Origin of the sequence: Arthrobacter sp. efr-133-TYG-104 (assembly GCF_030208915.1) — a bacterium.
Classification (GTDB): Bacteria; Actinomycetota; Actinomycetes; order Actinomycetales; family Micrococcaceae; genus Arthrobacter.
Genome location: NZ_JARVTA010000011.1, coordinates 66,720 through 91,276, shown reverse-complemented (window position 1 = coordinate 91,276; position 24,557 = coordinate 66,720). Strand labels below are relative to the sequence as shown.

The 24,557-nt window shown below is 61.8% G+C and carries 29 protein-coding genes, 3 tRNA genes and 1 riboswitch; of the genes, 19 read left to right on the top strand and 13 right to left on the bottom strand.

All coding sequences use genetic code 11. The features are described 5' to 3' along the window. The first annotated feature begins 4 nt into the window (after nucleotides 1-4). Both QRN04_RS09835 and QRN04_RS09830 read left to right on the top strand, forming a co-directional pair. Nucleotides 5-640, top strand: a complete 636-nt coding sequence (locus tag QRN04_RS09835; protein WP_284975831.1) for a copper resistance CopC family protein — start codon at nucleotides 5-7, stop codon at nucleotides 638-640. 116 nt (nucleotides 641-756) lie between these two features. After that, nucleotides 757-940, top strand: a riboswitch (cyclic di-AMP (ydaO/yuaA leader). A 3-nt stretch (nucleotides 941-943) separates the two neighbouring features. Beyond that, entirely contained in the window at nucleotides 944-1,738 is a 795-nt protein-coding gene (locus QRN04_RS09830) for a C40 family peptidase (protein ID WP_284975830.1), read from the top strand. A 105-nt stretch (nucleotides 1,739-1,843) separates the two neighbouring features. Here QRN04_RS09830 and QRN04_RS09825 read toward each other — a convergent pair whose 3' ends face one another. Then, on the bottom strand, nucleotides 1,844-2,545 hold the full coding sequence (locus tag QRN04_RS09825; protein ID WP_284975907.1) for an NAD(P)/FAD-dependent oxidoreductase: 702 nt from the start codon (nucleotides 2,543-2,545) through the stop codon (nucleotides 1,844-1,846). A gap of 418 nt (nucleotides 2,546-2,963) precedes the next feature. On the opposite strand from QRN04_RS09825, the gene QRN04_RS09820 reads away from it, so the two are divergent. Next, nucleotides 2,964-4,001, top strand: coding sequence for a universal stress protein (locus QRN04_RS09820; RefSeq protein ID WP_284975829.1), 1,038 nt, complete (start codon nucleotides 2,964-2,966; stop codon nucleotides 3,999-4,001). 51 nt (nucleotides 4,002-4,052) lie between these two features. Here the strand turns inward: QRN04_RS09820 and QRN04_RS09815 are convergent, their stop codons facing one another. Then, the gene (locus tag QRN04_RS09815) at nucleotides 4,053-4,973 is read right to left on the bottom strand and encodes a cation diffusion facilitator family transporter (protein WP_284975828.1); all 921 of its coding nucleotides are present in this window, start codon (nucleotides 4,971-4,973) and stop codon (nucleotides 4,053-4,055) included. Between the two features lie 10 nt (nucleotides 4,974-4,983). Further along, nucleotides 4,984-5,427, bottom strand: coding sequence for a metallopeptidase family protein (locus QRN04_RS09810; protein ID WP_284975827.1), 444 nt, complete (start codon nucleotides 5,425-5,427; stop codon nucleotides 4,984-4,986). A gap of 88 nt (nucleotides 5,428-5,515) precedes the next feature. Between QRN04_RS09810 and QRN04_RS09805 the strand changes: the two genes are divergently transcribed. Continuing rightward, the gene (locus QRN04_RS09805; protein ID WP_284975826.1) at nucleotides 5,516-6,439 is read left to right on the top strand and encodes a carbohydrate kinase family protein; all 924 of its coding nucleotides are present in this window, start codon (nucleotides 5,516-5,518) and stop codon (nucleotides 6,437-6,439) included. Here QRN04_RS09805 and QRN04_RS09800 read toward each other — a convergent pair. Then, nucleotides 6,436-7,374: a DMT family transporter gene (locus QRN04_RS09800; RefSeq protein ID WP_284975825.1), complete on the bottom strand. Its 939-nt coding sequence runs from the start codon at nucleotides 7,372-7,374 to the stop codon at nucleotides 6,436-6,438. The genes QRN04_RS09805 and QRN04_RS09800 overlap by 4 nt on opposite strands. Nucleotides 7,375-7,586: 212 nt before the next feature. Between QRN04_RS09800 and QRN04_RS09795 the strand changes: the two genes are divergently transcribed. From QRN04_RS09795 to QRN04_RS09785, 3 genes are all read left to right on the top strand, one after another. Then, nucleotides 7,587-7,659, top strand: a tRNA-Glu gene (locus QRN04_RS09795). Nucleotides 7,660-7,743: 84 nt separating this feature from the next. Beyond that, nucleotides 7,744-7,817: transfer RNA gene (locus QRN04_RS09790), tRNA-Asp, on the top strand. A 48-nt stretch (nucleotides 7,818-7,865) separates the two neighbouring features. Beyond that, nucleotides 7,866-7,941: transfer RNA gene (locus QRN04_RS09785), tRNA-Phe, on the top strand. A 249-nt stretch (nucleotides 7,942-8,190) separates the two neighbouring features. On the opposite strand, the gene QRN04_RS09780 is transcribed toward QRN04_RS09785, so the two are convergent. Continuing rightward, the gene (locus QRN04_RS09780) at nucleotides 8,191-9,063 is read right to left on the bottom strand and encodes a hypothetical protein (RefSeq protein ID WP_284975824.1); all 873 of its coding nucleotides are present in this window, start codon (nucleotides 9,061-9,063) and stop codon (nucleotides 8,191-8,193) included. A 77-nt stretch (nucleotides 9,064-9,140) separates the two neighbouring features. Then, nucleotides 9,141-9,557 (bottom strand): DUF6318 family protein, encoded by a 417-nt coding sequence (locus QRN04_RS09775; protein WP_284975906.1) that lies wholly within the window; start codon nucleotides 9,555-9,557, stop codon nucleotides 9,141-9,143. Between QRN04_RS09775 and QRN04_RS09770 the strand changes: the two genes are divergently transcribed. The 6 genes from QRN04_RS09770 (at nucleotide 9,508) to QRN04_RS09745 (ending at nucleotide 12,219) form a co-directional block, all read left to right on the top strand. Further along, a complete protein-coding gene (locus QRN04_RS09770) occupies nucleotides 9,508-9,828 on the top strand; it encodes a hypothetical protein (protein WP_284975910.1) in 321 nt (106 codons plus the stop codon). The genes QRN04_RS09775 and QRN04_RS09770 overlap by 50 nt on opposite strands. 130 nt (nucleotides 9,829-9,958) lie before the next feature. Beyond that, complete coding sequence (locus QRN04_RS09765) at nucleotides 9,959-10,405, top strand: Asp23/Gls24 family envelope stress response protein (protein WP_284975823.1); 447 nt, start codon at nucleotides 9,959-9,961, stop codon at nucleotides 10,403-10,405. Further along, nucleotides 10,402-10,593 (top strand): DUF2273 domain-containing protein, encoded by a 192-nt coding sequence (locus QRN04_RS09760; protein WP_284975822.1) that lies wholly within the window; start codon nucleotides 10,402-10,404, stop codon nucleotides 10,591-10,593. The genes QRN04_RS09765 and QRN04_RS09760 overlap by 4 nt, the downstream gene beginning before the upstream one ends. Beyond that, nucleotides 10,590-10,970, top strand: a complete 381-nt coding sequence (locus QRN04_RS09755) for a hypothetical protein (RefSeq protein WP_284975821.1) — start codon at nucleotides 10,590-10,592, stop codon at nucleotides 10,968-10,970. Before QRN04_RS09760 ends, QRN04_RS09755 begins: the two co-directional genes overlap by 4 nt. Then, the gene (locus QRN04_RS09750) at nucleotides 10,967-11,611 is read left to right on the top strand and encodes a DUF6286 domain-containing protein (protein ID WP_284975820.1); all 645 of its coding nucleotides are present in this window, start codon (nucleotides 10,967-10,969) and stop codon (nucleotides 11,609-11,611) included. The genes QRN04_RS09755 and QRN04_RS09750 overlap by 4 nt, the downstream gene beginning before the upstream one ends. Then, a complete protein-coding gene (locus tag QRN04_RS09745; RefSeq protein WP_284975819.1) occupies nucleotides 11,608-12,219 on the top strand; it encodes a hypothetical protein in 612 nt (203 codons plus the stop codon). The genes QRN04_RS09750 and QRN04_RS09745 overlap by 4 nt, the downstream gene beginning before the upstream one ends. A gap of 6 nt (nucleotides 12,220-12,225) precedes the next feature. On the opposite strand, the gene QRN04_RS09740 is transcribed toward QRN04_RS09745, so the two are convergent. The 4 genes from QRN04_RS09740 to QRN04_RS09725 all read right to left on the bottom strand — a co-directional run bounded on the left by QRN04_RS09740 (nucleotide 12,226) and on the right by QRN04_RS09725 (nucleotide 16,366). Next, complete coding sequence (locus QRN04_RS09740) at nucleotides 12,226-12,885, bottom strand: GntR family transcriptional regulator (protein WP_284975905.1); 660 nt, start codon at nucleotides 12,883-12,885, stop codon at nucleotides 12,226-12,228. A gap of 133 nt (nucleotides 12,886-13,018) precedes the next feature. After that, a complete protein-coding gene (locus QRN04_RS09735; protein ID WP_284975818.1) occupies nucleotides 13,019-14,050 on the bottom strand; it encodes a transketolase family protein in 1,032 nt (343 codons plus the stop codon). Continuing rightward, nucleotides 14,047-14,955 carry a transketolase gene (locus QRN04_RS09730; protein ID WP_502868783.1) on the bottom strand — a complete coding sequence of 303 codons (909 nt, stop codon included), beginning with the start codon at nucleotides 14,953-14,955 and terminating at the stop codon, nucleotides 14,047-14,049. The genes QRN04_RS09735 and QRN04_RS09730 overlap by 4 nt, the downstream gene beginning before the upstream one ends. Before the next feature lie 73 nt (nucleotides 14,956-15,028). Continuing rightward, nucleotides 15,029-16,366 (bottom strand): MFS transporter, encoded by a 1,338-nt coding sequence (locus tag QRN04_RS09725; RefSeq protein ID WP_284975817.1) that lies wholly within the window; start codon nucleotides 16,364-16,366, stop codon nucleotides 15,029-15,031. A gap of 180 nt (nucleotides 16,367-16,546) precedes the next feature. On the opposite strand from QRN04_RS09725, the gene QRN04_RS09720 reads away from it, so the two are divergent. Then, nucleotides 16,547-17,323: an SDR family NAD(P)-dependent oxidoreductase gene (locus QRN04_RS09720; RefSeq protein WP_284975816.1), complete on the top strand. Its 777-nt coding sequence runs from the start codon at nucleotides 16,547-16,549 to the stop codon at nucleotides 17,321-17,323. 46 nt (nucleotides 17,324-17,369) lie between these two features. On the opposite strand, the gene QRN04_RS09715 is transcribed toward QRN04_RS09720, so the two are convergent. After that, complete coding sequence (locus tag QRN04_RS09715) at nucleotides 17,370-17,771, bottom strand: helix-turn-helix domain-containing protein (protein ID WP_284975815.1); 402 nt, start codon at nucleotides 17,769-17,771, stop codon at nucleotides 17,370-17,372. Nucleotides 17,772-18,021: 250 nt separating this feature from the next. Between QRN04_RS09715 and QRN04_RS09710 the strand changes: the two genes are divergently transcribed. The 5 genes from QRN04_RS09710 to QRN04_RS09690 all read left to right on the top strand — a co-directional run bounded on the left by QRN04_RS09710 (nucleotide 18,022) and on the right by QRN04_RS09690 (nucleotide 22,785). Further along, nucleotides 18,022-19,320 (top strand): ABC transporter substrate-binding protein, encoded by a 1,299-nt coding sequence (locus tag QRN04_RS09710; RefSeq protein ID WP_284975814.1) that lies wholly within the window; start codon nucleotides 18,022-18,024, stop codon nucleotides 19,318-19,320. A gap of 87 nt (nucleotides 19,321-19,407) precedes the next feature. Beyond that, nucleotides 19,408-20,427, top strand: coding sequence for a carbohydrate ABC transporter permease (locus QRN04_RS09705; RefSeq protein WP_284975813.1), 1,020 nt, complete (start codon nucleotides 19,408-19,410; stop codon nucleotides 20,425-20,427). Nucleotide 20,428: 1 nt separating this feature from the next. After that, complete coding sequence (locus tag QRN04_RS09700) at nucleotides 20,429-21,313, top strand: carbohydrate ABC transporter permease (protein ID WP_284975812.1); 885 nt, start codon at nucleotides 20,429-20,431, stop codon at nucleotides 21,311-21,313. After that, nucleotides 21,310-21,594: a hypothetical protein gene (locus QRN04_RS09695; RefSeq protein WP_284975811.1), complete on the top strand. Its 285-nt coding sequence runs from the start codon at nucleotides 21,310-21,312 to the stop codon at nucleotides 21,592-21,594. Before QRN04_RS09700 ends, QRN04_RS09695 begins: the two co-directional genes overlap by 4 nt. A 114-nt stretch (nucleotides 21,595-21,708) precedes the next feature. Continuing rightward, nucleotides 21,709-22,785 (top strand): LacI family DNA-binding transcriptional regulator, encoded by a 1,077-nt coding sequence (locus QRN04_RS09690; protein WP_284975810.1) that lies wholly within the window; start codon nucleotides 21,709-21,711, stop codon nucleotides 22,783-22,785. On the opposite strand, the gene QRN04_RS09685 is transcribed toward QRN04_RS09690, so the two are convergent. Next, on the bottom strand, nucleotides 22,764-23,657 hold the full coding sequence (locus tag QRN04_RS09685; RefSeq protein ID WP_284975809.1) for a DUF8083 family protein: 894 nt from the start codon (nucleotides 23,655-23,657) through the stop codon (nucleotides 22,764-22,766). The two genes, QRN04_RS09690 and QRN04_RS09685, sit on opposite strands and share 22 nt — an antisense overlap. Before the next feature lie 55 nt (nucleotides 23,658-23,712). Continuing rightward, nucleotides 23,713-24,519, bottom strand: coding sequence for an exodeoxyribonuclease III (locus QRN04_RS09680; RefSeq protein ID WP_284975808.1), 807 nt, complete (start codon nucleotides 24,517-24,519; stop codon nucleotides 23,713-23,715). Nucleotides 24,520-24,557: the final 38 nt, after the last annotated feature.

Below are 24,557 nucleotides of genomic sequence, written 5' to 3'. Positions count from 1 at the left end.
CCAAATGCGTACAACCCGCACGCTTCTGGCCGCCGTCGTCGCCGCTCTTGCCTTCGCGGGCGCTTTGCTGTTTTCAGCAGCGCCAGCGTCCGCGCATGATGTCGCTGAGTCAACGGCACCAGCGGACGGTGCCACCGTGGCAGGGGTACCGGCGTCGGTTTCGATTACGTTCAATAACCCGCCGCTGGCCATCGGGTCCGGCGTAACGGTTAGCGAGGGCGGGCAGAACTGGGCGGACGGCGCCGTCGAAATAATCGACAACCAAGCCGTGCAAAAGTTGCGTTCCGGTGCCCCGGCAGGCAAATACACGGTGGTATGGCGCGTGGTCAGCTCCGACTCACATCCCATTGAAGGCACCTTCAGCTTCACGGCAACCACTGGAAGTACGACGTCGGCAAGCGGCGCTGCGGAGCCGTCCGCCTTGGCGGCCGTTCCGACTGCGGGCGAAGCGGCTCCCGGCAGCAGCAGCGCGCCTCGGGCGGCCGACGGCGTAGGCGTCCGGGACTCGTCCGAGCCGTTTCCTTGGAGCATCGTGGGCCTGGCTGTGGTCGCGGTTGGCATAGTGGCGTACCTGGCGGTGACGGCGCGCCGCAGGCTGGCAGTCCCGGACGACGCAGACGGCGACGATCAGCCTGAGTAAGGAAGCCCGAGTAGGAAGCCTGTCCGTTACAGAAATGTGACTTTGCCTGAGGGATCCCGTACGGTTGTAAATGTGCCTGTTCCACGTAGCGGGCACTTCCGGACTGATTGCCTAGCTCTGCCGCAGTCCCGGAATCCGTTCGCAGACAAACCACGGCAGAGACGGGGAACCCAATTTAGGTCGCTTTTGAGCGTGCCTTGGGGTGAAGCCACGAGGCTTCCGCTGCCCAGCGGGGGATCGTGGCCGGGTGACTCCCATCCGAATCCGACAGCTAACCTCGCAGGCATCGGGAGAGGCTTTTTCATGTCTTCACGCATTCTTCGCGGCCGTCGTAAGGCGGACACCGTACGTCCTAATCCTTTTATTTCCATCTCCAAGGCCGTTGCCAGCAACGCGTCCGGCGCTGGTCGCCAGGCCGCCGTGATCGCCGCGGCATCGGGATTGGTCTTGACCGGCACCGTAGCGGCACACGCTGCCGAGCCGCCCGTTCAGCGGGATTCCAGCCCTGCCACCGTAGCGGAACACGCCACCGGGGCGCCTAACAAGGTCGTCACCGCTGCGGCCACGGCAACCGTCAACTTCGAGCGTCCCACTGTTGCCTCGGAGGCAGCCCCGGTCGTCGAAAAGCCGGCCCCCGTCGTCGAGGCTCCCGCCGCTCAGGCCCCGGTCGCCAAGAAGGCAGTCGCCGCAGCTGTTGCTCCAGCACCTGTTGCCGTCAAGGCCGCTCCAGCCGCACCGGCTGCAGCGCCTGTAGCTCCTGCGGCCGCCGCGCCGGCCAGTGGCGTGAACGCCGCCATGGTCGCCTCGGCATACGCCCAGATCGGCATCATGCAGGATTGCACTGCCATGGTGGAAAGGGCCCTTGGCTCGGCCGGCATCCCTGTTGGGGACCTCGCGCCCCTGCAGTTCCTGAACTACGGCAAGGTAGTCAGCTCACCGTTGCCGGGCGACATGATCGTCCAGTCCGGCCACGTTGCCATTTACATTGGCAACGGCCAGGCCATCAGCGGTGGCATCAACGGCAACCAGACCGGCATCCACCCTGTTAGCTGGATGACCAACGTCGGGCCTGTCACGTACGTGCGCGCGGGCGCATAAGCTTCACGTTGCAGCTTTAGGTAGCAAACCAAAGGCCGGCATGGTCGAGGACTAGCGTCTTTCGACCGTGCCGGCCTTTGGTGTTCGCAGTTGTGCGATTAAGTTTCAGGCGATGGCCATACGGGAGCCAGTGGAAACGGATCCGCCAGGCAAAGCGACCTTTGACGAAATCGCCTGCCCCACGGCCTTGGCTTGCCGGAGCACCTCCTTGGGGCTCGGTGCGATGAGTTCACCGACGCCCACGAGGTGCATTCCCAGGGCACGCATGGCCGTGGCAAAGTTCTGGCCCAGGGCGATCCCCAGTTCGGACAGCATACGACGCAGTTGGCTTTGTGCGCAGCGCGTCACCACTATGTGATCCGCCAACAGAATGCCGTCCGCTGTATGGACAGCCCATTGCCGCGGGGCGGCTTCCATGGGGCCTGAGAGCTCCAACGCACCGTTGGCAGCAGCCCCCGTGAAGCTTTTGGACAGCCCGTAACCGAGTTGCGCGGATGGTTCACGCCCAAGGAAATCAAGGCGGAGTGCACGCGTGGCATTGCGCACATCTATGTGGTGGTTGGCGGCGTAGTTGCGCAAGTGCCGGAGGATCTCGTGGCGTTCTTGGATGGTTCCAGGGTCACCCGCGTCGCATCGCTGAAGCATTCCCGTGTTGACGTTCTGTCCGGAAGCGGACAAGGCGCCGAAGCCGTCCAGAACGATGGAACCGACTCCGTGGCGGCTTAGCTCACTGGCCACTGCCAAGCCGGAGAGGCCGGCTCCAATGACCACGGTGGTGGTACGTTCCATGCCGGAATCAGGCGTCAGTGACACTGCGTGGTTCCTCCTTGACATCGGTGCTGTTCGGGCTGCGCGTGGGCCCATTCGGAAAACCCAAGCGGCCGCAGCTAATGGCCGAGGTGTGTGGTGAAACACATTGCCCGTCCATTCAGTGACTCGAACACTACCGAACTTTTTCGGCCAAGGATAGCTTTCAAGGACGCGTTTTTCGGCGTCTTGGCGGACCGCGATAACGGGGTCCAAGAACTGAGCCCGGACCGTTACCCACATAGCCCAAAGTCGCCTTGATTAGGCCCTGTGGACCGAGAATAGTGGGCATTGGCGGAAGAGATTCCTTGAGATCTTTCGCCCCGGTTGTTGACACCAGTGCCTGCGGGAAGCCGTAGGAAGAAACCTCTGGCAGAATAGCCGGAACATCAAGCAGTAGGTGGAGAGGCGGGCCCCCATGGACCAGCACGGCAGGCACATCAATGAGCCGAATGACCGCGAGGACCAGGCAGTGGCGCCTGGTGGCATCGTGGTCGGAGTTGACGGATCCGAGCATGGAAAGTGCGCCTTGATTTGGGCAGCGAGGGAAGCGGAACGCCGCCAGCTTCCGCTGCACATCGTCACGGCATACTCGGTACCTATTTTTGCTGCGTCAGGGCTCGACGGCGGTTATGCCACCGTAGACGATTCGGTGATCCGCGAGGGCGCGGAGGCCATCATTGCCCAAGCCATGGACAAAGTTTCCAGTTATGCCATTGACGTAGACGCCTCTGTGGAAAACGGCGACGCCGCGGGCGTGCTGCTGGACCTTTCGGCGGACGCCGCGCTGCTTGTTTTTGGAAGCAGGGGGCGGGGCGGTTTTGTGGGTCGGCTGCTGGGATCGGTAAGCAGCGCGCTGCCGGCCCACGCCAAGTGCCCCACCGTGACGGTTCCGCTGTACTGCGCGGACCGCCTGGGCGAAAACACCGAGGATAAACACGTCAAAGCCCAGCACGCAAAGTCCGGCCCGCGGACCGTGGAGAACGTGGTGGTGGTAGGTGTTGACGGCTCGGAGCAAGCCCGGGTGGCGGTACTTGATGCGGCGGAACAAGCCATGCGGATAGGCGCCAAGCTCCGGGTTATCTGCGCTGTGCCGCAGTACAGCGGCTCACTTGCTTGGGTGCCTGCACCCATGGACCGGGACGCTTTGTTCGCGGACATCAAGGTCCAGCTTGAGGCAGGCGTGGCCTGGCTCAAGAGCCACTTCCCTGCATTGACTGTAGAAGCGGAACTCAGGGACGGTTCACCGGTGGAGGTCCTTGTTGAGGCCAGCGGCGGGGTGGAGCTTGTTGTCCTGGGTACTCGCGGACGGGGTGGGTTCGCCGGAATGCTGTTGGGCTCCACCTCAGATGGCGTCCTTCACCATGCCAAGGGGCCGGTGTTGGTTGTCCCGGACAGGGAAGACCCTCGGTTGGCTGACCGGCCTCAATTCGGGCCGATGCTCGGGGCAGCCTAGGTAGGTCCCGGCCGGGAGTGCCAGGTCCAGACCGGGAGTGTTAGGTCCCGGCTAAGCGTGCTGGTGTGACTCGTGCTCGGAGTGGCTGACGGGCTCCAACTGGAACGTGCAGTGCTCTGTGTCGAAATGCCGGCCCAGGCAGGTCCCCAGCTGATCGAGGATGCTATCGGCTCCGCTGGCGTTCAACACTTGGTCCTCCACCACCACGTGGGCGGAGAAGACCGGAACCCCTGAGGTGATGGTCCAAATGTGGATGTCGTGGGCCTCCACTACTCCGTCGACGGCGATGATGTGTTCCCTGATCATGTTCACATCAACTCCCTTGGGCGTTGCCTCAAGGAGCACGTCCACTACGTCCCGCAGCAGGTGCCACGCCCTGGGGATGATCATGAGGGAAATGAGGACCGACGCAATCGGGTCTGCTGCCGTAAAGCCGGTGGTCATGATCACAACGGCAGCCACAATCACGGCAATTGAACCAAGGAGGTCGCCAACGACCTCCAAGTAGGCACCGCGGACGTTCAGGCTTTCTTTCTGCGCGCCTTGCAAAATCAGGAGCGAGCAGAGATTGGCGACGGCGCCCAGGACTGCTGCCCACAACATGACGTCCGTGCGGATGTCCGGCGTCTCACCAAAACGACGCAGGGCTTCAATCATGATCACTACAGCGATGACAATGAGGATCAGTGCGTTGGCCAAGGCCGCCAAGACCTCTGCGCGTTGGTAGCCATAGGTCCGTTGATCGCTCGCTGGTCGGGTGGCAATCCACGCTGCCATCAGCGCGATGAAAACCCCTGCCGCGTCTGAGAGCATGTGGCCGGCGTCAGCGAGCAAGGCCAGTGACCCTGACACCACGGCGCCGAGCACCTGGATTCCCACCACCGCTAAGGTGATGGCCAGTACTGCGATCAGCCGTTTCCGGTGCCTACCGGTTGCTGTGAGTCCGTGGGAATGATTGTGGTCGTGCGCCATGCTTACAAGGCTAGCCCCAGCCGAGGTCATGGAGCCTGTGGTCATCAATTCCGAAGTGATGCGCAATCTCGTGCATAACGGTGACGACCACCTCGTGGATGACTTGCTCACGGCTGGTACACATGTCCAGGATGGGTTGCCGGAAAATGGTAATCCGGTCCGGCAACGAACCTGCCTCCCACCACGAATCACGCTCGGTCAGCGGGACGCCCTCATAAAGCCCAAGCAATACTGTGTCCGGATCCTCGCCTGGCTGGGGTGTGTAGACGTCCTCGATAAAAATGGCCACGTTGTCCATAGCGTTGGCGGCCTTGGGCGGAATGCGGTGCAAGGCATCAGTTACGGCCGCCTCAAAATCTTCGGCCGACATCCCGAAGGGAGCCTTCCGCAGCGGCGAGGAGGGAAAACCGCCGTCGGGAATGTTTGGAAGGCCGGGCGGGAGGTTCGCGGGCATATTACGACTGTAGCCCGTGCACAGGGCCCTGGGCTGTGGCGTCATGGGCGATACTAAACCTAAGCCCTCGCTAACGAACAGGATCTGCATGTCTGCCTCGCCCCATCTCACGCCCGAGCCACTCGCCGTCGTCGTGGTGGGGGAGGCGCTGATCGATATCGTGAAGTCTCTTGAAGGTGACATCGAGTACCCCGGCGGTTCTCCGGCCAACGTCGCTTACGGACTGGGCCGACTGGATGTAAAAGCAGGGCTGCTGACGGCGATTGGCCGTGACGAACGGGGCGCAGCGATCGCCTCGCACCTGGAGAGCGCCGGCGTTGTGCTGTTGCCCGGGTCCAAGTCTCTGGAGAAGACGGCGACGGCGACGGCCCGGATTGCTGCCGACGGTTCGGCCACATACACGTTCGACATCGATTGGGCCTTGCCGCCCGTTGCCCTGCCCTACGCTCCGCGGATCCTCCACACCGGCTCCATTGCAACGTTCCTGGAGCCCGGGGCCGGGGTTGTGCGGGGTTTGCTGGAGCAGGCGCAGGGTGGGTCGATGGTGACCTACGATCCAAACATCCGTCCCGATCTTCTGGGGAGCCATCAGGAGGCGTTATCCCTTTTCGAGGAGATGGTGCCACTGACGGACGTCGTCAGGATGAGCGGTTCGGATGCCCGGTGGCTTTACCCGGGAAAGGATCTGGAGGATACCGCGAGGCATCTCCTGGCCCTTGGCACCGGGCTGGCTGTCATCACGCAAGGCGCCAAGGGTTCGCTCATGGCGACCAAGCACATACAGCTCACCGTTCCTGCTGTGCCCTCCGCCGTGGCGGACACCATCGGCGCCGGGGATTCGTACACCTCCGCGCTGATCATGGGCCTGTTGTTGCGGGGTAGCGACGGGATGGCGCCCACGGTCCTGGAGCGGATCGGGACCATCGCATCGATGGCATCGTCGATCACCGTCGGCAGGCCCGGCGCCAACCCGCCGACACATCGGGAACTTCTGGCAGGAATGGCCCGCTAGGACCTTCGGCGCGTCAATCCGACGCCGATCAAGCACACTGCGCCGCCAACCCAGCCCCAAATGGTTGGCACCTCTTGAAGCACCGCCCACGAGATCAAAATGGTGGTGCCCGGAACCAGGTACGTTGTGGCCGCGAGCCGCCCCGCGGATATCAAGGAAAGTGCGTACGCCCATGTCGTGAAGGCAATGGCTGTCGGGAAGATGCCGAGGTACACGAGGCCAAGTGTGGCCGGGAGTGGGGCCGCTTGCACTTCGGTAATGAGCTGACCGGCCCACGGCAGGCAGCAAACGGCTCCCACCAGGATGCCGAACCAGGTCGCCTGGCCGGCGGTGAATTTCCGGAGTACAGGCTTTTGCAGGATCGCGCTCACTGAGGCGAGGACAGCGGCAAGCAAGCACAAGAGCACACCGGCGACATCCGCCGTCGAGCGTTGTCCCGAACCCAAAGCGATCATCGCGACGCCGCAGAACGCAACCCCGCTGCCGATCAGCAGCCACCGCGGAAAGCCCTCCTTGAGGAAGATGCCCGCAAGGATTGCGATGAGGATGGGTGAAACGTTGATCAGCATGGCGCTGGTGCCGGCGTCGAGCATGTGCTCGGCGGCGTTGAGGGCCACGTTGTAGCCCCCGAACCACATCACGCCGTAGGCAATGATCGGGAGCCACTCCCGGCCGCGCGGCCACACTTTGAGGGTCGGCAGCACAACAATTCCAAGTGCGACGGCGGCAACTGCCAGACGTCCCAGCGACAAGGAACCGGGGGAGAAGCTCGGGCCCACGGCCCGGATTCCGACGAAAGCCGAGGCCCAGAGGAGCACGGTGATGACGACGGCGGCGATGCCACGCCTGCTGATGCCCGCTGTCAGCGCTGGGGTGGTGCGCGGCGGCAGGCCGGGATTGGGTTGGCCGGATCCGGCCGGGGTGGTGGTTGTCATAGGGATAATCTAATCGCGGTTCGGGAGAGTCGCTGGCGGGTTTCGGACACGTCACGAAGTCCCGCTGAGGCGGTCGCTTCACGGCACAGAGTCTCGATTTGGGAATATCGCTCTTCATGCTCTAAAGTTTTAGAGTCCAGTTCGGACGAGCAAGAACCGGGAAAGACCGCGGAAGCGGGCTTTTTCTTTGCTCATTTACGAATTGAGTTCAGGCCCCCATCGTCTAGCGGCCTAGGACACCGCCCTTTCACGGCGGCGGCACGGGTTCGAATCCCGTTGGGGGTACGCAAGGCAAGTGGTAAACCGGGTCATGAAAGTCTGGTAAGCTAGAAGCCTTGAAAAAAACGCGGTAGCGATATCGCACAGCAAGGCCCTGTAGCGCAGTTGGTTAGCGCGCCGCCCTGTCACGGCGGAGGTCGCGGGTTCAAGTCCCGTCAGGGTCGCTCTGGGATACGGAAGAAATTCCGGGTCTCAAGGTGACATGTCACCTAGGCTCTGTAGCTCAGTTGGTAGAGCGTTCGACTGAAAATCGAAAGGTCACCGGATCGACGCCGGTCGGAGCCACCACTGGGAAGCATCAGTTCATTCGAACTGGTGCTTTTCTTCTTTAACACTTCATGCTGGTCCGGGACCCCGCGGCCGGAACACCCTGACGTCAAACCGGCACGGCATATTCGAAGCGTTGCAGGGTTCGCATAAAGCTGCTCGCCACAGCACCGCGGCCGTGCGCGCCCGCGGTGAAAAACTCTTCTGCGACTGAACGAGCCCCGTCCTGCCCATCGGCATGCCCGCACCGTTGGCTGTCACTGTTTGTTCTCACCGGGTTGCTCCGGGGCAGCCCCAGGAGTTGGGGTTTTGTTGGCAGGTGTCGGCGACGAGTGTTTTTTGGGTTTTCCAGACGTGGATGGTGGTGGGTGGTGTGGTGATGTCGAGGGTTCCGTTGATGGGTAGTGGGGGTCCGTTGTTGACGGTGTAGGTTCCGGTGAAGGTGGTGGTGAGGGTGGTTTGGTAGTTGCCGGTTTGTGTGTAGGTGTGGCTGGTGCGGGTGTTGGTGGTGAGCCATTGGGTTTGGGGGAGGGGTTGGCCGGGGGTGGGTGTTGGTCCGAGGGTGGTGCCGTCGCCGTAGGTGTAGGTGTAGCTGGTGGGGGCGGCGGTGAGGTGGACGTTCTGGCCGAGGATGATCACGTCGAAGGTCTGTTCGCTGGTGGTGGTGTAGAAGTTGGTGGGTCCGCCTTTGAGGGTGTTGGGGGCGGGTTGGGTTTGGAGTGTTCCGGGGTTGACGGGTAGTTGTCGGAAGTCGGTGAGGATGCGGGCTGCGATGTTGGCCAGGACGTTTTCTGGTTGGGGGTCGTAGAGGCACGTGGGTCCACTGACCGCCGGGAAGTCGGTCCATACGGGTTTGGTGATCGACTTCGGAGCTTGCCGCCAGATGACGGGGGTGCCTTCTTGGCCGCCGCGTGTTTTTGGCGGGCAGTCCAGGGTGAGGCAGCCTTTGTCCGGAGTGTCCGACCCGCCTGAGCGACAGTGGACATCGGCCATGTACTGATTCGGATCCTCACCGGGTTGAGCTGCGGTGCCACCGCTCTTGGAGGTCAGCACTCCAGTTTCCGGATCGATGGTGAAGTTGGCGCCTACAGCGATCCCTGTGTCTCTCTTCCCTGCACTTATTCGGGGATCATCGTCGGCCACAGAAGGTGCATATCCGATGACACACAGCAGAACTGTAGCTGCAGGGAGGGCTAACCCGAGCCTAAATACACCCATGATCAGCCTTGGATCAATCCATTGTCGATAACGCGCCAACGGCCACTTCGGTACGCAGCAATTACAGCCTCCGCGGTGTTGGTGGCCAGTGTTTCAGGTTGTCCCGGGCTTCCGTCGGCGTCGAAGTACCGTATGTCTTCTTGGATGACCTGAACCCTTACAGACTGTGAATCTTGTCGGTCCTTCCAAAGCACTTCGATGACCGGTGTGGTGATTCGACCCCCAACTACCCACCGCCCCTTTGTATAGTTGGCATCTATTGCCTTCTTGTAGGCGGCGCCGGAGACGGTAGACGTGTCAGTTGAAAGACTCCAAGGTCCGACATCACCTGTCTCTGTCGCATAGGAATACGTCGCATACCAGTACCGTATGAACGCCTCCAACCCGGCCTTCGAGTTCTCCTTCGCCAGCTCCGGCATCACGGGGACGGGAACGTTCTGGGCCTTCCCCTTCGCATCGGCCGGCTTGTACGCCGCAGCCGTCGAAGGGCCCGCAGGCGGGGAAGCCGATCCAGATAAGGTGGGCGACGCCGTCGTCGAGGGTGTTGACGGTGAGGTGCTGGGTGTCGACGGACCCTCGCAACCTGACAGGAACAAAACCAGAAGCAGGCCCAGCGTCACCTGCCCGCGAAACGTCCTAGAGAAAGCGAATGAACGTGGTGGCATGACAGGCTCCCCAGCGGCTGTTTGATTGCGTGCTGCGAGTCTAGGCTGGCCCCGCAACCACGTCCCAACTACTCAGTGGGGGATGTGGATAACTTTCCGCCACACAGTGTCGGACCTAGACGCTAGGGTGGTACTGACGAGAAGGGGAGTGCTCCATGGAAGACCAGAATGTGCAGCTCGAGCCCGTACCCGGCGGCGATGCCACCGGAACCGGACGCACCATCATCTCCGAGGCGGCTGTGGCCAAAGTCGCGGGTATCGCCGCCCGCGCAATTCCCGGCGTGTACTCCTTGGGCTCCGGTCCCTCCCGGGCACTCGGCGCCATCCGTGATGCCGTGGGTAGTTCGGACCACTCCGCAGGCGTCCGTGCGGAGGTCGGCGAGACACAGGTGGCAGTGGACATCACGTTGGTCGCCACGTACGGCCATCCCCTCCACGGTGTAGCAAACCAAGTCCGAGCCGCCGTATACAGGGCAGTCGAGGAACTCGTGGGTCTCCAGGTGATCGAGGTCAACATCGAGATCACGGATGTTTTCGTGGCCCCGCCGCCCAAGCCCGTCGGCGCCAAGACAGTGGTAGTTGAAAGGGAGGTCCTGCAATGAGCATGACGGTAGTCGGCATAGGCATCGGTGCTTTCGTGGCGTTCATGTCCCTCTCTTTTGGGCTCTGGGGTTTCCTCGTTTCGCTCCTTTTCATGGCAATTGGCGCGCTGTTTGGCCGTGCGGCAGATGGAAAGCTCGATCTCCGAAGCGTCCTTGACGCCATTACGGGCCGGCGCTCTTCGTCATGAAGGTGGCTGAGGCTGTGGACTCCACCACCAGCCTGGCCGGCCACAACCGGATCAGTACCCAGGCTTTGACATCGTTGGCCAAGGCCGCTGCCGCCGAGGCTTTAGGCGTAACCGCCAGCGCCATCCGCGCTGATTGGGCGGACGACGGCGGCTTGCTGGCTTTGTCCATCGTGGCACCCATCAGCATTCCGGCCCTGATCGACGTCCAACGACATCCACAAGCCGTGGAGAGCTTGGGCGGTTCCATCTGGGACCGCGCCGTGGCCGCGAAGGCGGTGATCCTGAACCGTGTATCCCTCCTGAGTGGCTCGCGGCTTAGCCGTGTGGATATCAGGATCAGCGGTGCAGAGGTGAGGGAAGGAGGTCGCGTTCAATGAGACAGGATCAGGTAACAGAGCCATTGAAGGTGGTGCAGGAGTCCGGTGCCAGCCCAGTGGCCGGTGAAGACCCCGCGATGAGGCATATCCTGCGCCGTGAGATGCATTCTTCCCGGGCTGCCGCGGCAGGAATAGCCGCCGTGTTGGTCATGATTGTTTGTGCGTACGTACTGCTTGAAGCAGGCGTCCGGGCGATTGGCCAGCCACCTTGGCTGATCGATTTCGGCACCGCCGCGGAGCGGATTATCGCCCTTCCAGACGGGATCTCGCCGTTGCTGCTGGGGGCCGGCGGAGCGGTTGTTGCCATGGTGGGGGTCTTCTTCCTGCTTCAAGCCCTCCTGCCTGGCCGGCGGGCGCGGCACCTGCTCCGGGACCGGCGTGCCGCCGTCGTAGTTGACGACGAGGTCTTGGCTTCGGCGCTCGCCCGTCGTGCCCGGACCGCAGCAAACGTTACCCGGGAACAAGTGATGGTGGTGGTCTCGCGGCAGCTCGTCGTCGTCAATGTGCGGCCCACCTCCGGTAGCGCTGTGAGCGAGGAAACAGTCCTGGCGGCCGTCCGTGCTGAACTTGAAGAGATGTCTCCGGTGCCCATGCCGGACGTCCGGGTCAATTTGGCCACGTCGGGGGTAATTGGCGCATGAACGGTACACCGCGCGCACTGAATCGGGTTCTTCTCTTTATTATTGGCGCCGTATTCCTGGCTATCGGGGTGCTGCTGGTTTTGCTGGCTTCCGTCCCGGCCGTCGCGTCCTGGTGGCACGGTTGGTCGGCCGGTGTATGGGGATCGGCGGAGGGCGCCTTCGAGCAGACACGCCTGCCCGGCCGTCAGGAGAGCTGGCTGTGGATAGTCGCTGCCCTGGTGGTAATAGCGGTCATCGTTGCCATGATCGCCTGGCTCTCGCAGCAAGGTAAAGGCAAGGCAAACTTCCTCGTGTCGGGGGAGGACGACGGCGACGTCGAAGGCTTAGTCACCATCGGCGGGGGCGTCGCTGAGCAGGCGCTAAGGGCAGCCCTCGCTGACCGACCGGATCTGGCGGGGGCATCGGTAGCCACGTACGAGTTCAAGGGCCAGCCTGGGCTGCGGGTCCGCATCCAGCCGAGGCAGGGCGTGGCGCCCCACCTCTTGGCCACGGAGGTTTCACAACTTCTGGAAGCACTGGATCTCGTGATCGGAAAGAAAACTCCGGTGCTGCTACACATAGTCTCGGGTGCACGTGCCAAGTTCACGCGAGCCGAGCGGGTTCGCTGACCGTTCTCAGGACACCAAGGTAGTGGCGGCAGCGTCCATATGTTCGTGGATGGTCTTCCGGGCCAGTGATGCGTCGCCGGTTTCGATGGCAGCGACGATTTCGCGGTGCCGGTTCACGCTCATGTTCTTGACGCCCTTTTCCAAGCCACCGAACATGATGGACATGCGGATCGACCCTTCCAAGGACTCCCACGAGTGCAGGAGCGTCTCGTTTCCAGTGAGACGGCAAAGAGTGCGGTGGAATTCCATGTCGGACTCCACTCGCTCCTCCAATGATGCGTCCTGGGCCGCCTCCATCACGTCGATCGTCTGATGCAGGGATTGAATCAGCTGCGCTCGGTCCGGGATTTCGCACAGGGTTCTGGCAGCCAGTGACTCCAAGGCGGCCCGCACCGCGAAAATGTCCCGGATCTCCTTCTCGTCCAGATGCCGGACGGAAAGCCGTCCACGCGGCCCTGCCGAAAGCAGTCCCTCCTGCTCAAGCTGGCGGAGGGCTTCCCGCAGGGTTCCCCGGCTGATCTGAAGCATCTCTGAGAGTTCGGTTTCCACAAGATGGCGGCCCGGCTCGAGTTCGCCGCTGGTGATCGCGGTCCGCAGTGCCGACAGTGCTTGTTCACGCAGGCTCGTCTTTTCCAGTCCGAGTAGCGGCGCGGTCAGTCCAGCCATGGCTTCTGTCCTCATTGTCATTAGTCAACTGTTTACAGTCGGTAGTGGTTCCGATCCTACGGCAAAAAGCACGGCAATGGCCGGGGGCCAGTGCCGTGCTTCCTGAGTCGAGTACCTGGTTCGAATCGAGGGCCTAACCCAGTTCGGCCAGAACCTTGGCCACGATACGGTCTACCGCCAAACCGTAGCGGTCATGCAAAGTGGGCAGCGCCCCGGCGTCGAGGAACTGATCCGGCAGTGCCACAGGCACCACGCGCTTGCCCAGACCTGCGGTGACGACGGCGGACGCCACGGTTTCGAACAGGCCGCCGACCACGGAGTGGTTTTCGAGGGTCACGCTCAATCGATCCGTATTAATCTCCTCGAGGACGGTTTCGGCGTCGAACGGCTTGATCGTAGGAGTGTGCACAACGGCAACGTCTACGTTGTGCGCTGCCAGAGCCTTCGCCGCTTGCAGCGCCCGCATGGTCATGAGCCCGGAGGAAATGAATACGACGTCGTTACCGCCGCGCAAAACCTTGGCCTTGCCGAGCTCAAAGGTGTAGTCGTATTCATCCAAGACGGTGGGCACGTTGCCGCGCAGCAGGCGCAGGTATGTGGGCCCGTCTGAGGCGGCGAGCTGCGGCACGGCCTGCCCGATGTCCACAGAGTCGCAAGGGTCAACGATGGTCAGGTTGGGCATGCCGCGGAAGATCGCCATGTCTTCGGTGGCCTGGTGGCTGGGGCCGTAGCCTGTGGTCAGGCCGGGCAGGCCGCCAACGATGTTCACGTTGAGATTCGGCTCTGCCGCATCCAGGCAGACAAAATCGTAGGCGCGACGGGCAGCGAACACTGAGTAAGTGGACGCGAAGGGGATCAGGCCGCTCTCGGCCAAACCGGCGGCTGCGCCGAAGAGCAACTGCTCGGCCATGCCCATCTGGAAGAACCGTTCCGGGAAGGCTTTGGCGAAGATGTGCATGTCCGTGTACTTGCCAAGGTCCGCGGTCAGGCCAACGATCTTGTCGTTCTCCTGTGCGGCCTTGACCAGGGCGTGCCCGAACGGTGCATTTGAGGTTTTCTGGCCCGGGTCGGCGAACGATGCAATCATGGCCGATGTCTTCAGTTTCGGCTTGGCGGCTGTCGCTGCGGCCGCCGTCGTGTCCGGGGCCTCGGTGGTGGAGCTCATGCTGACGCCTTTCCTTGGTAGCCGGCAGTGAGCTGTTCACGGCAGATCTGCCACTCGTTTTCTTCGATGCGCATAAAGTGCGCCTTTTCCCGGTTTTCCAGCAGTGGTACGCCGCGGCCCACCTTGGTATCGCACAGGATCACGGAAGGACGTCCGACGGCGGCAGCCTGGGAAGTTGCTTTGCCGAAGGCAGCCAGCAGCGCGCCGACGTCGTTACCATCCACTCGCTGGGTGTACCAGCCGAAGGACTCCCACTTCTCCGTGACGGGCTCTGTGCGCAACACGGTGTCCGTCTTGCCGTCGGCCTGCAACGCATTGATGTCCACCATGGCGGTGAGATTGCCCAGCTGATGATGGTGTGCACCCATGGCGGCCTCCCATGTGGAGCCCTCGTCGAGCTCGCCGTCGGAGAGGAAGTTGAACACCCGGGCCCTGGAGCCTTGGTAACGCAGTCCCAGAGCCATGCCGACGGCGATGGTCAAGCCGTGGCCCAGGGAGCCGCCGGAGATTTCCATGCCCGGGGTGTACGTGGACATGCCCGACATCGGGAGCCGGGAATCGTCCGACCCGTACGTTTCCAGTTCCTGGACGGGGATGATGCCGGCCTCGGCCAGTGCCGCATAGTGGCCGATAGCGTAGTGGCCGGTGGAGAGCAGGAACCGGTCGCGTGACTCCCAGTGCGGATCATCCGCGCGGAACCGGAGCTGGTCTCCATAGACGGTGGCGAGCATGTCGGCTGCGCCCAACGCCTGTCCAACATAGCCCTGCCCTTGGACCTCGCCCATGTTCAGGGCATGGTGCCGGATCCGGTAGGCCGCTGCCGATACTCGCTCAACACGTTGTGCCGAGGTTTCACCGGCGTCGGGGTTGGTTTCTTGCGTTTGTGCTTCCTTGGTGAGAACCACGAGTCTCCCTTTCAAAGGTGGCGGCCTTGCCGCGCAACTGGCGGCGAGTCCGGGGGGGTGCGTAGCGGCGTTGTTAAGCGTCGACGCGGGTCGGGGTGGTCTTGGTGATCTCGTCAGCCAGTTCGCGTTCCCGCTTGCCCCAGGTTTCTCGGGTAGCGACTGCGGCCCAGAGGCCGATTGCTGCAAACAAGCCGAAGAGCAGGGCCGGACCCATCCAACCGAAGCTGACAAAAAGCAATGTGGTGATGAAGGGGGTGAAGCCGGACACCATCGCTGAAATCTGGTACGCCAGGCTGGCGCCCGACGAACGGGTTTTAGCTTGGAAGAGCTCCGGGAACCAGGCACCTTGGGCCCCGGCGAGGGAGTTCTGGCACACGGCGTAGGAGATCACGACGGTGGCGATGACGAAGAAGAAAAGTCCGGTGTTCACCAGCAGGAACATGGGAACGGCGAACAGGACGGCAAAAGCACATGACCAGACGTAGACGGGACGGCGGCCGATGTGGTCCGTTAGCCTGGCCCACGCTTGGGTAGCAAAGATTCCGATGGCCGAGGCGATGCAGAGGGCAACCAAAGTCTGGGTCTTATCCGCCAAATGTTGGCTGTTGAGGTAGGAGATCATGTAGGTGATGGACACGGCGTAGCCGGCGGTCTCAGCGATGCGGAGGCCAATGCCTTTCACGATGTTGCGCCAGTCGGTCTTGATCACTTCGATGACCGGGGACTTCACGATGGCCCCGCTGTCCTTGACCTCATCGAAAACAGGGGACTCCGGGACCTTGGACCGGATGATGAGGCCAACGGCCACCAGCACGATGCTTGCCAGGAAGGGAATCCGCCAAGCGAGTTGGCCGCCAAGGTTGCTGCTTGCCAAAAAGGTGAGGTTGGCTAGCAACAGGCCCACGGGGAAGCCGGCCTGGACGATTCCCGTGTATTTTCCCTTGTTCTTCCACGGAGCGTGCTCGTAGCTCATCAGGATGGCGCCGCCCCATTCCGCGCCGAAGGCCAGGCCCTGCACGATGCGCACGAAGACGAGCAGTGCCGGCGCCAGCAGTCCAACCATGGCATAGGTGGGGAGCAGGCCAATGGCGAAGGTTGCCAACCCCATCAGGATCAGTGAAGTAACCAACACCGGCTTCCGGCCTACTTTGTCGCCGAGGTGGCCACCAATAATTCCGCCCAGTGGCCGGGCAGCGAAGCCAACACCCAAGGTGGCAAAGGACGCGAGGGTCCCTGTGACCGGATCGCTTCCGGGGAAGAACGCGGTTCCGAAGTACAGCGCGGCAGCGGTGCCGAAACCGATGAAGTCATACGTCTCAATGACTGCGCCCACGCCGGAGCCGATAGCGACGCGGGTAGCGTCCTTGGTTCCGTGGACGTGGCCGCGCATTTTCAGAGCTTCATTGCTCATGGAGTTTTGTCCCTTTCGGTGAGCGATGAAGCACAAGCTCCCGCGCTGTCGACCGTTAACACTCTGACACGACAATAGTGACCTGCGTCATGCTTCATTGTCAACAGTCAACTTAAAGTGTTGACTGTTGACAGCGAATCCACCTACAGTGATCCCCATCACCTCTTCTCAAGGAGCATCATGAGCCACACCATCCAGCGCACCGCCGTCCTGACCGGAGCAACCTCGGACCGCGGTATCGGCATGACAACCGCCCGCCGCTACGCCAGCGAAGGTTGGGGCGTCGTCATATTGGACCTCAACGGCGAGAAGTCCGCGAAGATCGCCGCCGAGATCGGCAACGAGTTCAATGTTCCCGCGTTCGGCCATGAGGTTGACGTTGCCAACGAGGCCTCGGTCATTGCCGCACAGGCGGCCGTATCCGCGGAGGTGGCGGCAGGCAACCTCCCTCCCGTGGGCGCCCTGGCCAACATCGCCGGGATCACCTCTCCGCTCCCATTCCTGGAGACCACCTTGGAGCTCTGGCACAAGGTCATGGACGTCAATGCCACCGGCACCTACTTGGTAACCAAGGCGTTCCTGCCGGGCATGATCGAGAACGGGTGGGGTCGGATCGTCAACATGTCCTCGGTGTCCGCCCAACGTGGTGGCGGCGTCTTCGGCAAGGTCCCCTACTCGGCGGCGAAAGCAGCGATCCTGGGCTTCACCAAGGCCCTGGCCCGGGAACTGGGCGCCACTGGAGTGACGGTTAATGCCATCACCCCTGGCGCGGTGGATACGAACATCCGCGTGGGCAGCACTGACGAGCAAGAAGCCGCCATTAACGCCGGCATCCCGCTGGGCCGAAACGCCACCACGGAGGAAGTTGCATCGGTGATCACTTTCCTCTCCTCCGAGGCCTCGGCCTACTTGACCGGCACCACCATCGACATCAACGGCGGCAGCCACCTGCACTAACGCCCTCGGCCTGGCGACTCAGCCCGGCAACTCGGCAGGTCCTTGGCTAGCCCCTGTTGCGGTGCATCATCCTGTAGGTAAGTTCAGCCACGAGCTCCTCGTCCGAAAGGTGCGATGCCCTGGCGACCCGCCCCGAAGGAACTGCCGACCGGGCCGGTCCAGGACGCGCTTCATCGCCTGAACGCATGTCATCGGGGGTGATCATGTCGGGGGCAAAGGAAGATTTACCCCGCAGCACATCAGCCACGGAGCCGGGACGCCAACCTAGGGCATGTTCAACCTTGCGCTGGTTGATCTCCTGCGTTCGGCGTGTTCCCGATTCCAGCGTTCGGACGGTCTTGATAGCAGTACCTGCCTGCTTTGCAAGCTGCACTTGGCTCAGCCCTTGCGCAAGGCGTTCTTCTTTGATCAGGCGGCCTATGGTCTGCAGTGCTTCAAGTTCGTCCACAGTGCCCACTTTTCCATAGGCAATACACGGTAACCAAATCTTAGCTGGGGTCGCCGTTCAAGGCTGCCCCGCGCCAGCTTCCAGATGGACCGCGTGTTCACTCAGGTCTAACGGGCAGGTTACTTGGTATCAATGTGGTTAAGTTGCGTGTAAGCGCTTGCATTTTCGGGAGATCCGTAGCTAATGTGAGGCTCACCACATCAACCGCACTGCGGAAAACTACTGGTTCACTCACTGAGGAGTTCCCAGCATGAAATCCAAGAAGTTACTGCTCCCGGCTGCGATCGCCGGAGTCCTCGCCATGTCCCTGACCGCCTGTGGCGGTGGAGGCGGGGGCGGCGGCAGCGCCAGTTCGGGCGGCGGCCTTTCCGGTGATGCGGCCAACAACCTCGATGGCCGCGGTCCGATTACTTATGTTCAAGGCAAGGACAACAGCAACGTGGTCCGCCCGCTCATCGACAAGTGGAACGCGGCGCACCCGAATGAGAAGGTGACGTTCAAGGAGCAGTCGGACCAGGCCGACCAACAGCACGACGACCTCGTGCAGAACTTCCAGGCCAAGAACCCGAACTACGACGTCATGAGCGTCGACGTCGTCTGGACGGCGGAATTCGCTGCCAAGGGGTGGCTGCAGCCGCTCAAGGACAAGACGTCCATTCCCACGGATGGCATGCTTGATGCAACGATCAAGAGCGCCACGTACAACGGCACTCTTTACGCAGCACCGCAGAGCTCCGACGGCGGTATCCTCTACTACCGCAGTGACCTCGTTCCCACTCCACCGAAGACGTGGGACGAGATGATGAGCATGTGCTCCATCGCAAAGGCCCACAACATCGGTTGCTACGCCGGTCAGTTCCAGAAATACGAAGGCCTGACCGTCAACGCTGCTGAAGCCATCAACTCGGCCGGCGGCAAGATCGTAGACGATTCGGGTAAGGCAGCCGTGAACACGGATCAGGCCAAGGCCGGACTCAACAACCTGGTCCAGGCTTACAAGGATGGCAACATCCCCACCGAAGCCATCACGTACCAGGAAGAGCAGGGTCGCCAGGCATTCGAAGACGGAAAGCTCCTCTTCCTCCGCAACTGGCCCTACGTTTACAACCTCGCGAAGACTGACGGTTCGTCCACTGTGAAAGACACGTTCAAGATGGCACCGCTTCCGGGTAAGAGCGGACCGGGCGCCTCATCACTGGGCGGCCACAACGTCGCCATGAGTGTCTACTCCAAGAACAAGGCCACCGTCTCGGACTTCCTCAAGTTCATCACCAGTGAAGAGACCCAGCGCTTCTACGCAACGCAGGGTTCGCTCGCCCCGGTTCTGACTAAGCTGTACGACGACCAGGCCCTCGTGGCCAAGTTGCCATACCTGCCGGTTCTGAAGACGTCTATCCAGAACGCGGTTCCGCGTCCTGTGACGCCGTTCTACCCCGCAGTGACCAAGGCTGTCCAGGACAACGCTTACGCAGCCCTCAAGGGAGAGAAGTCCGTGGATACGGCTATCTCCGACATGCAGAAGGCAATTGAGTCGGCCGGAGCAAAGTAACCATCCGGGCCACGGTCCGGCGGCCTTTCCTCACGGACGGGCGGCCGGACCGGCGGCAACGGCCTTCTCCCTGACAGGAGTCTTGACATGTCAACAGAACTTCAAAAGCCGAAGACGACGGCGGGTGGCGGGCAAAAACTGCCGGGCCGCGAAAGCGCGGACCGGAAGGAAGCCACGCAAGGCCGTTGGGCTTACACCCTGCTGGCCCCCTCCTTGGTCCTACTGGCGATCGTGATCATTTATCCGGTGATCAACGCAATCGTCATGTCCTTCCAGAAGGACTCTGGCCTGGACGCCACCACGGGGTTCTTCTCCGAAGGCGGCCCTGCTGGTTTCGACAACTACATTCACTGGCTGGTGCAGCAATGCACGGCCCCCGGCGGAGGCAGTGTTGCTTGTCCTCCGGGAACCTTGGGCGCCCAATTCTGGGACTCCATGGGCACAACGTTCTTCTTCACGCTGGTCACGGTTGCTTTTGAAACCGTCCTCGGCTTTTGGATGGCAATCATCATGGCGCGTGCATTCCGTGGACGCAGCCTGATCCGCGCAGCTGTCCTGGTACCGTGGGCCATCCCGACGGCCGTCACTGCAAAGCTGTGGTTCTTCATCTTCGCTTTCGAAGGCATCGCCAACAAGCTCTTCGGAACACAGATCTTGTGGACGGGTTCTGAGTGGCCTGCCAAGTGGGCCATTATCATCGCGGACGTCTGGAAAACCACGCCATTCATGGCATTGTTGATCCTTGCCGGCCTGCAGTTGATCCCGGACGAAGTCTATGAAGCTGCAAGGGTGGACGGTGCTTCCACGTGGCAGCGCTTCCGCCTGATCACGTTGCCGCTGGTCCGGCCCGCACTCATGGTTGCGATCCTGTTCCGTGTGCTTGACGCGCTGCGCATGTACGACCTTCCAGCCATCATGACCCAGGGCGCTAACGGAACAACCACCCTCTCGATTCTGGTGGTGCAGCAGATCCGGCAAGGATTCAACACAGCTGCGGCCCTATCCACCATTACTTTCCTCGTGATCTTCCTCGTCGCCTTCATCTTCGTCCGCTTCCTTGGGGCCAACGCCGTCGATGCCGCAACCTCGTCCGGAAAGGCCAAGTGAGATGACCACAGCTACAGTTTCGAGGACGTCAGCAACCTCAACAGACCGGCCCAAGCGGCCGTTCAACTGGGGCTCCTTCCGCACGTACATCAGTGCGGCCATCATCCTGATTTGGTGCTTGGCACCGTTCTACTGGATGGTTGTCACGGCTTTCCGGGACGTCGGTTTTACGTTCGATACCACGCCTTTCTTCACGCACGTCACGTGGGACAACTTCGCCACTGTCTTCGACGAAAGCCTCGGCAACCACTTCGGCAAAAACCTCCTCAACAGCTTGATCGTTGGGGTGGTGACCACCGTCGTCGCACTTGTCGTTGGCGTGTTCGCAGCCTATGCCCTTGCGAGGTTGAACTTCCGATTCAAGTTCGTGGTGCTTGGCTTCATCCTGGGGGCTTCCATGTTCCCCGGTGTCGCCTTGGTTACGCCGCTGTTCCAGCTGTTCACCAACATCGGCTGGTTCGGTACCTACCAGGCCCTGATCATTCCCAATATTTCGTTCGTGCTTCCGTTGACCGTGTATACCCTCACCTCGTTCTTCCGTGAGATGCCATGGGAGCTTGAGGAAGCCGCTCGAATCGACGGATGTACGCAGGGTCAGGCATTCCGGAAGGTGATCCTTCCACTGGCTGCTCCAGCCACGTTCACCACGGCCATCCTTGCTTTCATCGCATCGTGGAACGAGTTCCTGATTGCCAGCCAGCTCTCGAATGACTCCACAAAGACCGTAACGGTGGCCATTGCCTACTTCGCCGGTTCCCAGCCTCACCAGGAACCGTATACGGCGGTCATGGCTGCCGGCACCGTGGTCACTATCCCGTTGGTCATTCTGGTGCTCATATTCCAGCGGAAGATTGTTGCCGGGCTGACGGCGGGTGCGGTCAAGTGACCAGTTCCGCCGATGCTGCTCCATCCGCTTCCTCCCGGCAAAATCCGGACCGGAAGAATCCGGACAGCAAGCATGTCCGGTCCGCTGAGGACTTTGACATCATCATTGGCCTGTTGGGTTTCTGGGGGCTTGTGCTTCTGGTGGTAACGGTTGCCATGGAACTCACCGGCCAGCCTGCTTTGGGTTGGGCGCTGGGACTGCTGGCGATTGTCTTGGCCTTATGGGGGATGTTTCGGCTCCGGAAGAAACTGCCCCCGAGGACCACCAAGCGTCTGACGTGAGTGGATTCGCAATATATGGCGTGAAATCGGCGGAGGGCATGGGGGCGGAATAGGCTGGGTGTGCCGTCTGGGAACGCCCCTCGGCTTTCGGCGTGCACCAATGAGGGGGCATCAGTGGCAAAGGCGAACGAACGGTCCCAACGTGGTGGCCATGCGGGAGTCAGCATCGAGGACGTCGCCGCAGCTGCTGGAGTCTCCACCGCAACAGTTTCCCGGGCGGTCAGGGGCCTGCCCCGTGTTTCCCCCGCCACCAGGGAAAAAATCCTTGAAGTAGCCGGTTCTCTTGGGTACGTGGCCTCGTCGTCGGCTTCCGGGCTGGCGACGGGCCGCACCCGGACCATCGGAGTCCTGGCCCCGTTCGTCAGCCGATGGTTTTTTTCCAAAGCCATCGAGGGCGCCGATCGGGAGCTGCACTCGCGCAAGTACAACCTGTCGCTCTTCAATCTCGGCGGCCATGGAAGCAACCGGGAACGCCTCTTCAGTTCCACCATGGTCTACAAACAAATCGATGCCTTACTGGTTCTCTGCATGTCCCTGAGCGCCGACGAACTCGAACACCTCCACAAGCTCGACATCCCCTTGGTTGTAGTGGGTGGGCACGTTGAAGATTGTGCCTACATCGGCATCAACGATTACGACGCCGCGTCCACGGCTGTTCGGCATCTGCTGGAACTGGGCCACACAGATATCGCACTGCTCCATGGAGACGACGAGACGGACCTCAACTTCGACGTTCCACGCGTGCGTATCCGCGCCTTCCAGGAAGTCATGGCCGACGCCGGACTGGAAGTCCGTCCCGAATGGGATGAATGGGGAGACTTCACAGTGGCCAGCGGCCAACACGCATTCAAGCGTCTTTGGAAGCAACCCGGGCGCAAACCCACTGCAATCTTCTGTTCCTCGGACGAGATGGCCATGGGAGTCATCTTTGAGGCCGCCCGCCATGGTGTCCGCGTTCCCCAGGACCTTTCCGTCATCGGCATCGATGACCACGATTTCTCGTCATCGCTCGGGCTGACCACCGTGGGTCAACGTCCTGACAACCAGGCGGAGCTTGCCACCAAGATGTTGCTCGATGAACTTGATGGTGTTGCCGGGGCTGTCAGGTCGCAGGTAGCGCCGTTCGAGCTGATCATCCGGGAGACAACTGCCCCGCCACAGCACCTTGCTCAGGATGCCCGCGCCAACTGACGGATTGGTATCCAACGGGAAGCAAGACGGCGGTACGCGGCTGCGGCGCCTGTCATGTCACCTTCGGCCAGGCATTCGATGCCCAGCCTCACGTCCATCGGTGATTCGTCTGGGTAGACCTTGTCCGCCACCGCACCGTAATCCAGTTCCACAAAGGACCGAGTGTGGAACAATTCCAGCCATTCGGTCAACTGCGTCAAGTCATCGAGCATGTCCAGGTCCGGCGCGGCCAAAGCAAGATGGGCCACGGCGAACCGCGCCCGGTCCAATGCTTCGGTCAGGGGCGTCCATACCCTCACGGTGAGGATGCGGCCGCCGGCTTCGATGACGTCCTTGCGGTCCCCTTCGGAGAATAAGGAGAACCAGCTGAACGGGATGCCCCAGGTGGACGCCCGGGTATGGACCCGTTTTGCATCCTCGCCCGCGTTGATCCGGTCTATCCGGAGCTGGTGCTTGTCCCGCTGCGATACGGGGATGAGCAGGTCCGCCAAAGGACTATGGATGCCGTCCATGAGTGCGTTGGCTGCCAAACCTGCCCGAATCACCAGCTGGCTGGGGCAGTAAAGGATCCGTCCGCCGTCGTCCTCATCTTTGCCGCTGTTCCCCGGAGCCAAATGCCGGGCGGCAGGTACGCGGGTCATTCTCACCAGGTCCGTGCGCCCGGTTGGAAAAGGATCGCCTCCCTCGCGGGTGATGCGGCCCAGCGATGCTTGGAGTTCCGCGTTTTCGACGGCGGCCCGGGAACCGATCTTCCTGCCTCCTGCCACCAGTTGGCGTTGCTGATCCGGCGGAAAGGCGGCGAGCGGTTCGTAAACCCGCAGTGAGGAAGAGAACGGCAGGCCTGCTTGGCCCCCGTACAGGTTTCCAGCCATGATCGGCCTGCCCCTTCCCTTATCTCTCGCGTGTTCGCGCAGCTGGTTAATCAGGTTAATCGGCGAGTTCCACAATGACGGGCGCATGGTCCGAGGCGCCCTTGCCCTTGCGCTCCTCCCGGTCAATGGAAGCACCAGTGACCCGCGAAGCCAACGCGGGGGATGCTAAGCAGAAGTCGATGCGCATGCCCTCCTTCTTGGGGAAGCGCAGCTGCGTGTAGTCCCAATAGGTGTAAACGCCCGGACCGGGCGTAAAAGGGCGGGCGACGTCGGTAAAACCGGCTGCTTCGAACGCGTGGAACGCGGCCCGCTCAGGTTCGCTGACGTGCGTGAAGTTGTTGTGCCGGAACAAGTCGATGTCCCAAACATCCTCGTCGAAGGGGGCGATGTTCCAGTCGCCCATCAGGGCGATCTTGGCGGTCGGATCGGACTTTACCCACTCGGCCGCGTGGCCCTGCAGGACGTCCAGCCACTTGATCTTGTACGGCATGTGTTCGTCGTCCAACGAGCGGCCGTTGGGAACGTACAGGCTCCAGATGCGCATGCCGCCACAGGTCGCGGCAATGGCGCGGGCCTCCTGTGCGGGGTCCTTGCCTGCCTTGCCGAACATTGGCTGGTCCGGAAACGTCCGCTCGACGTCCTCCAAACCCACCCGGGAAGCGATGGCGACGCCGTTCCACTGGTTCACGCCAAAGTGCGCAACCTCGTAGCCCATGCGCTCAAAAAGCTCCCACGGAAAGTTCTCGTCCTTGCACTTGGTCTCCTGGATGGCCAGGACGTCACAGTCGCTGCGGTCAAGCCAGGCTTCAACTCGGTCAGCGCGGGCACGGAGGGAGTTCACATTCCAGGTAGCTATCTTCACAGCCACTAACTTACCGAACTTGGCGCTCGGTGCACCCC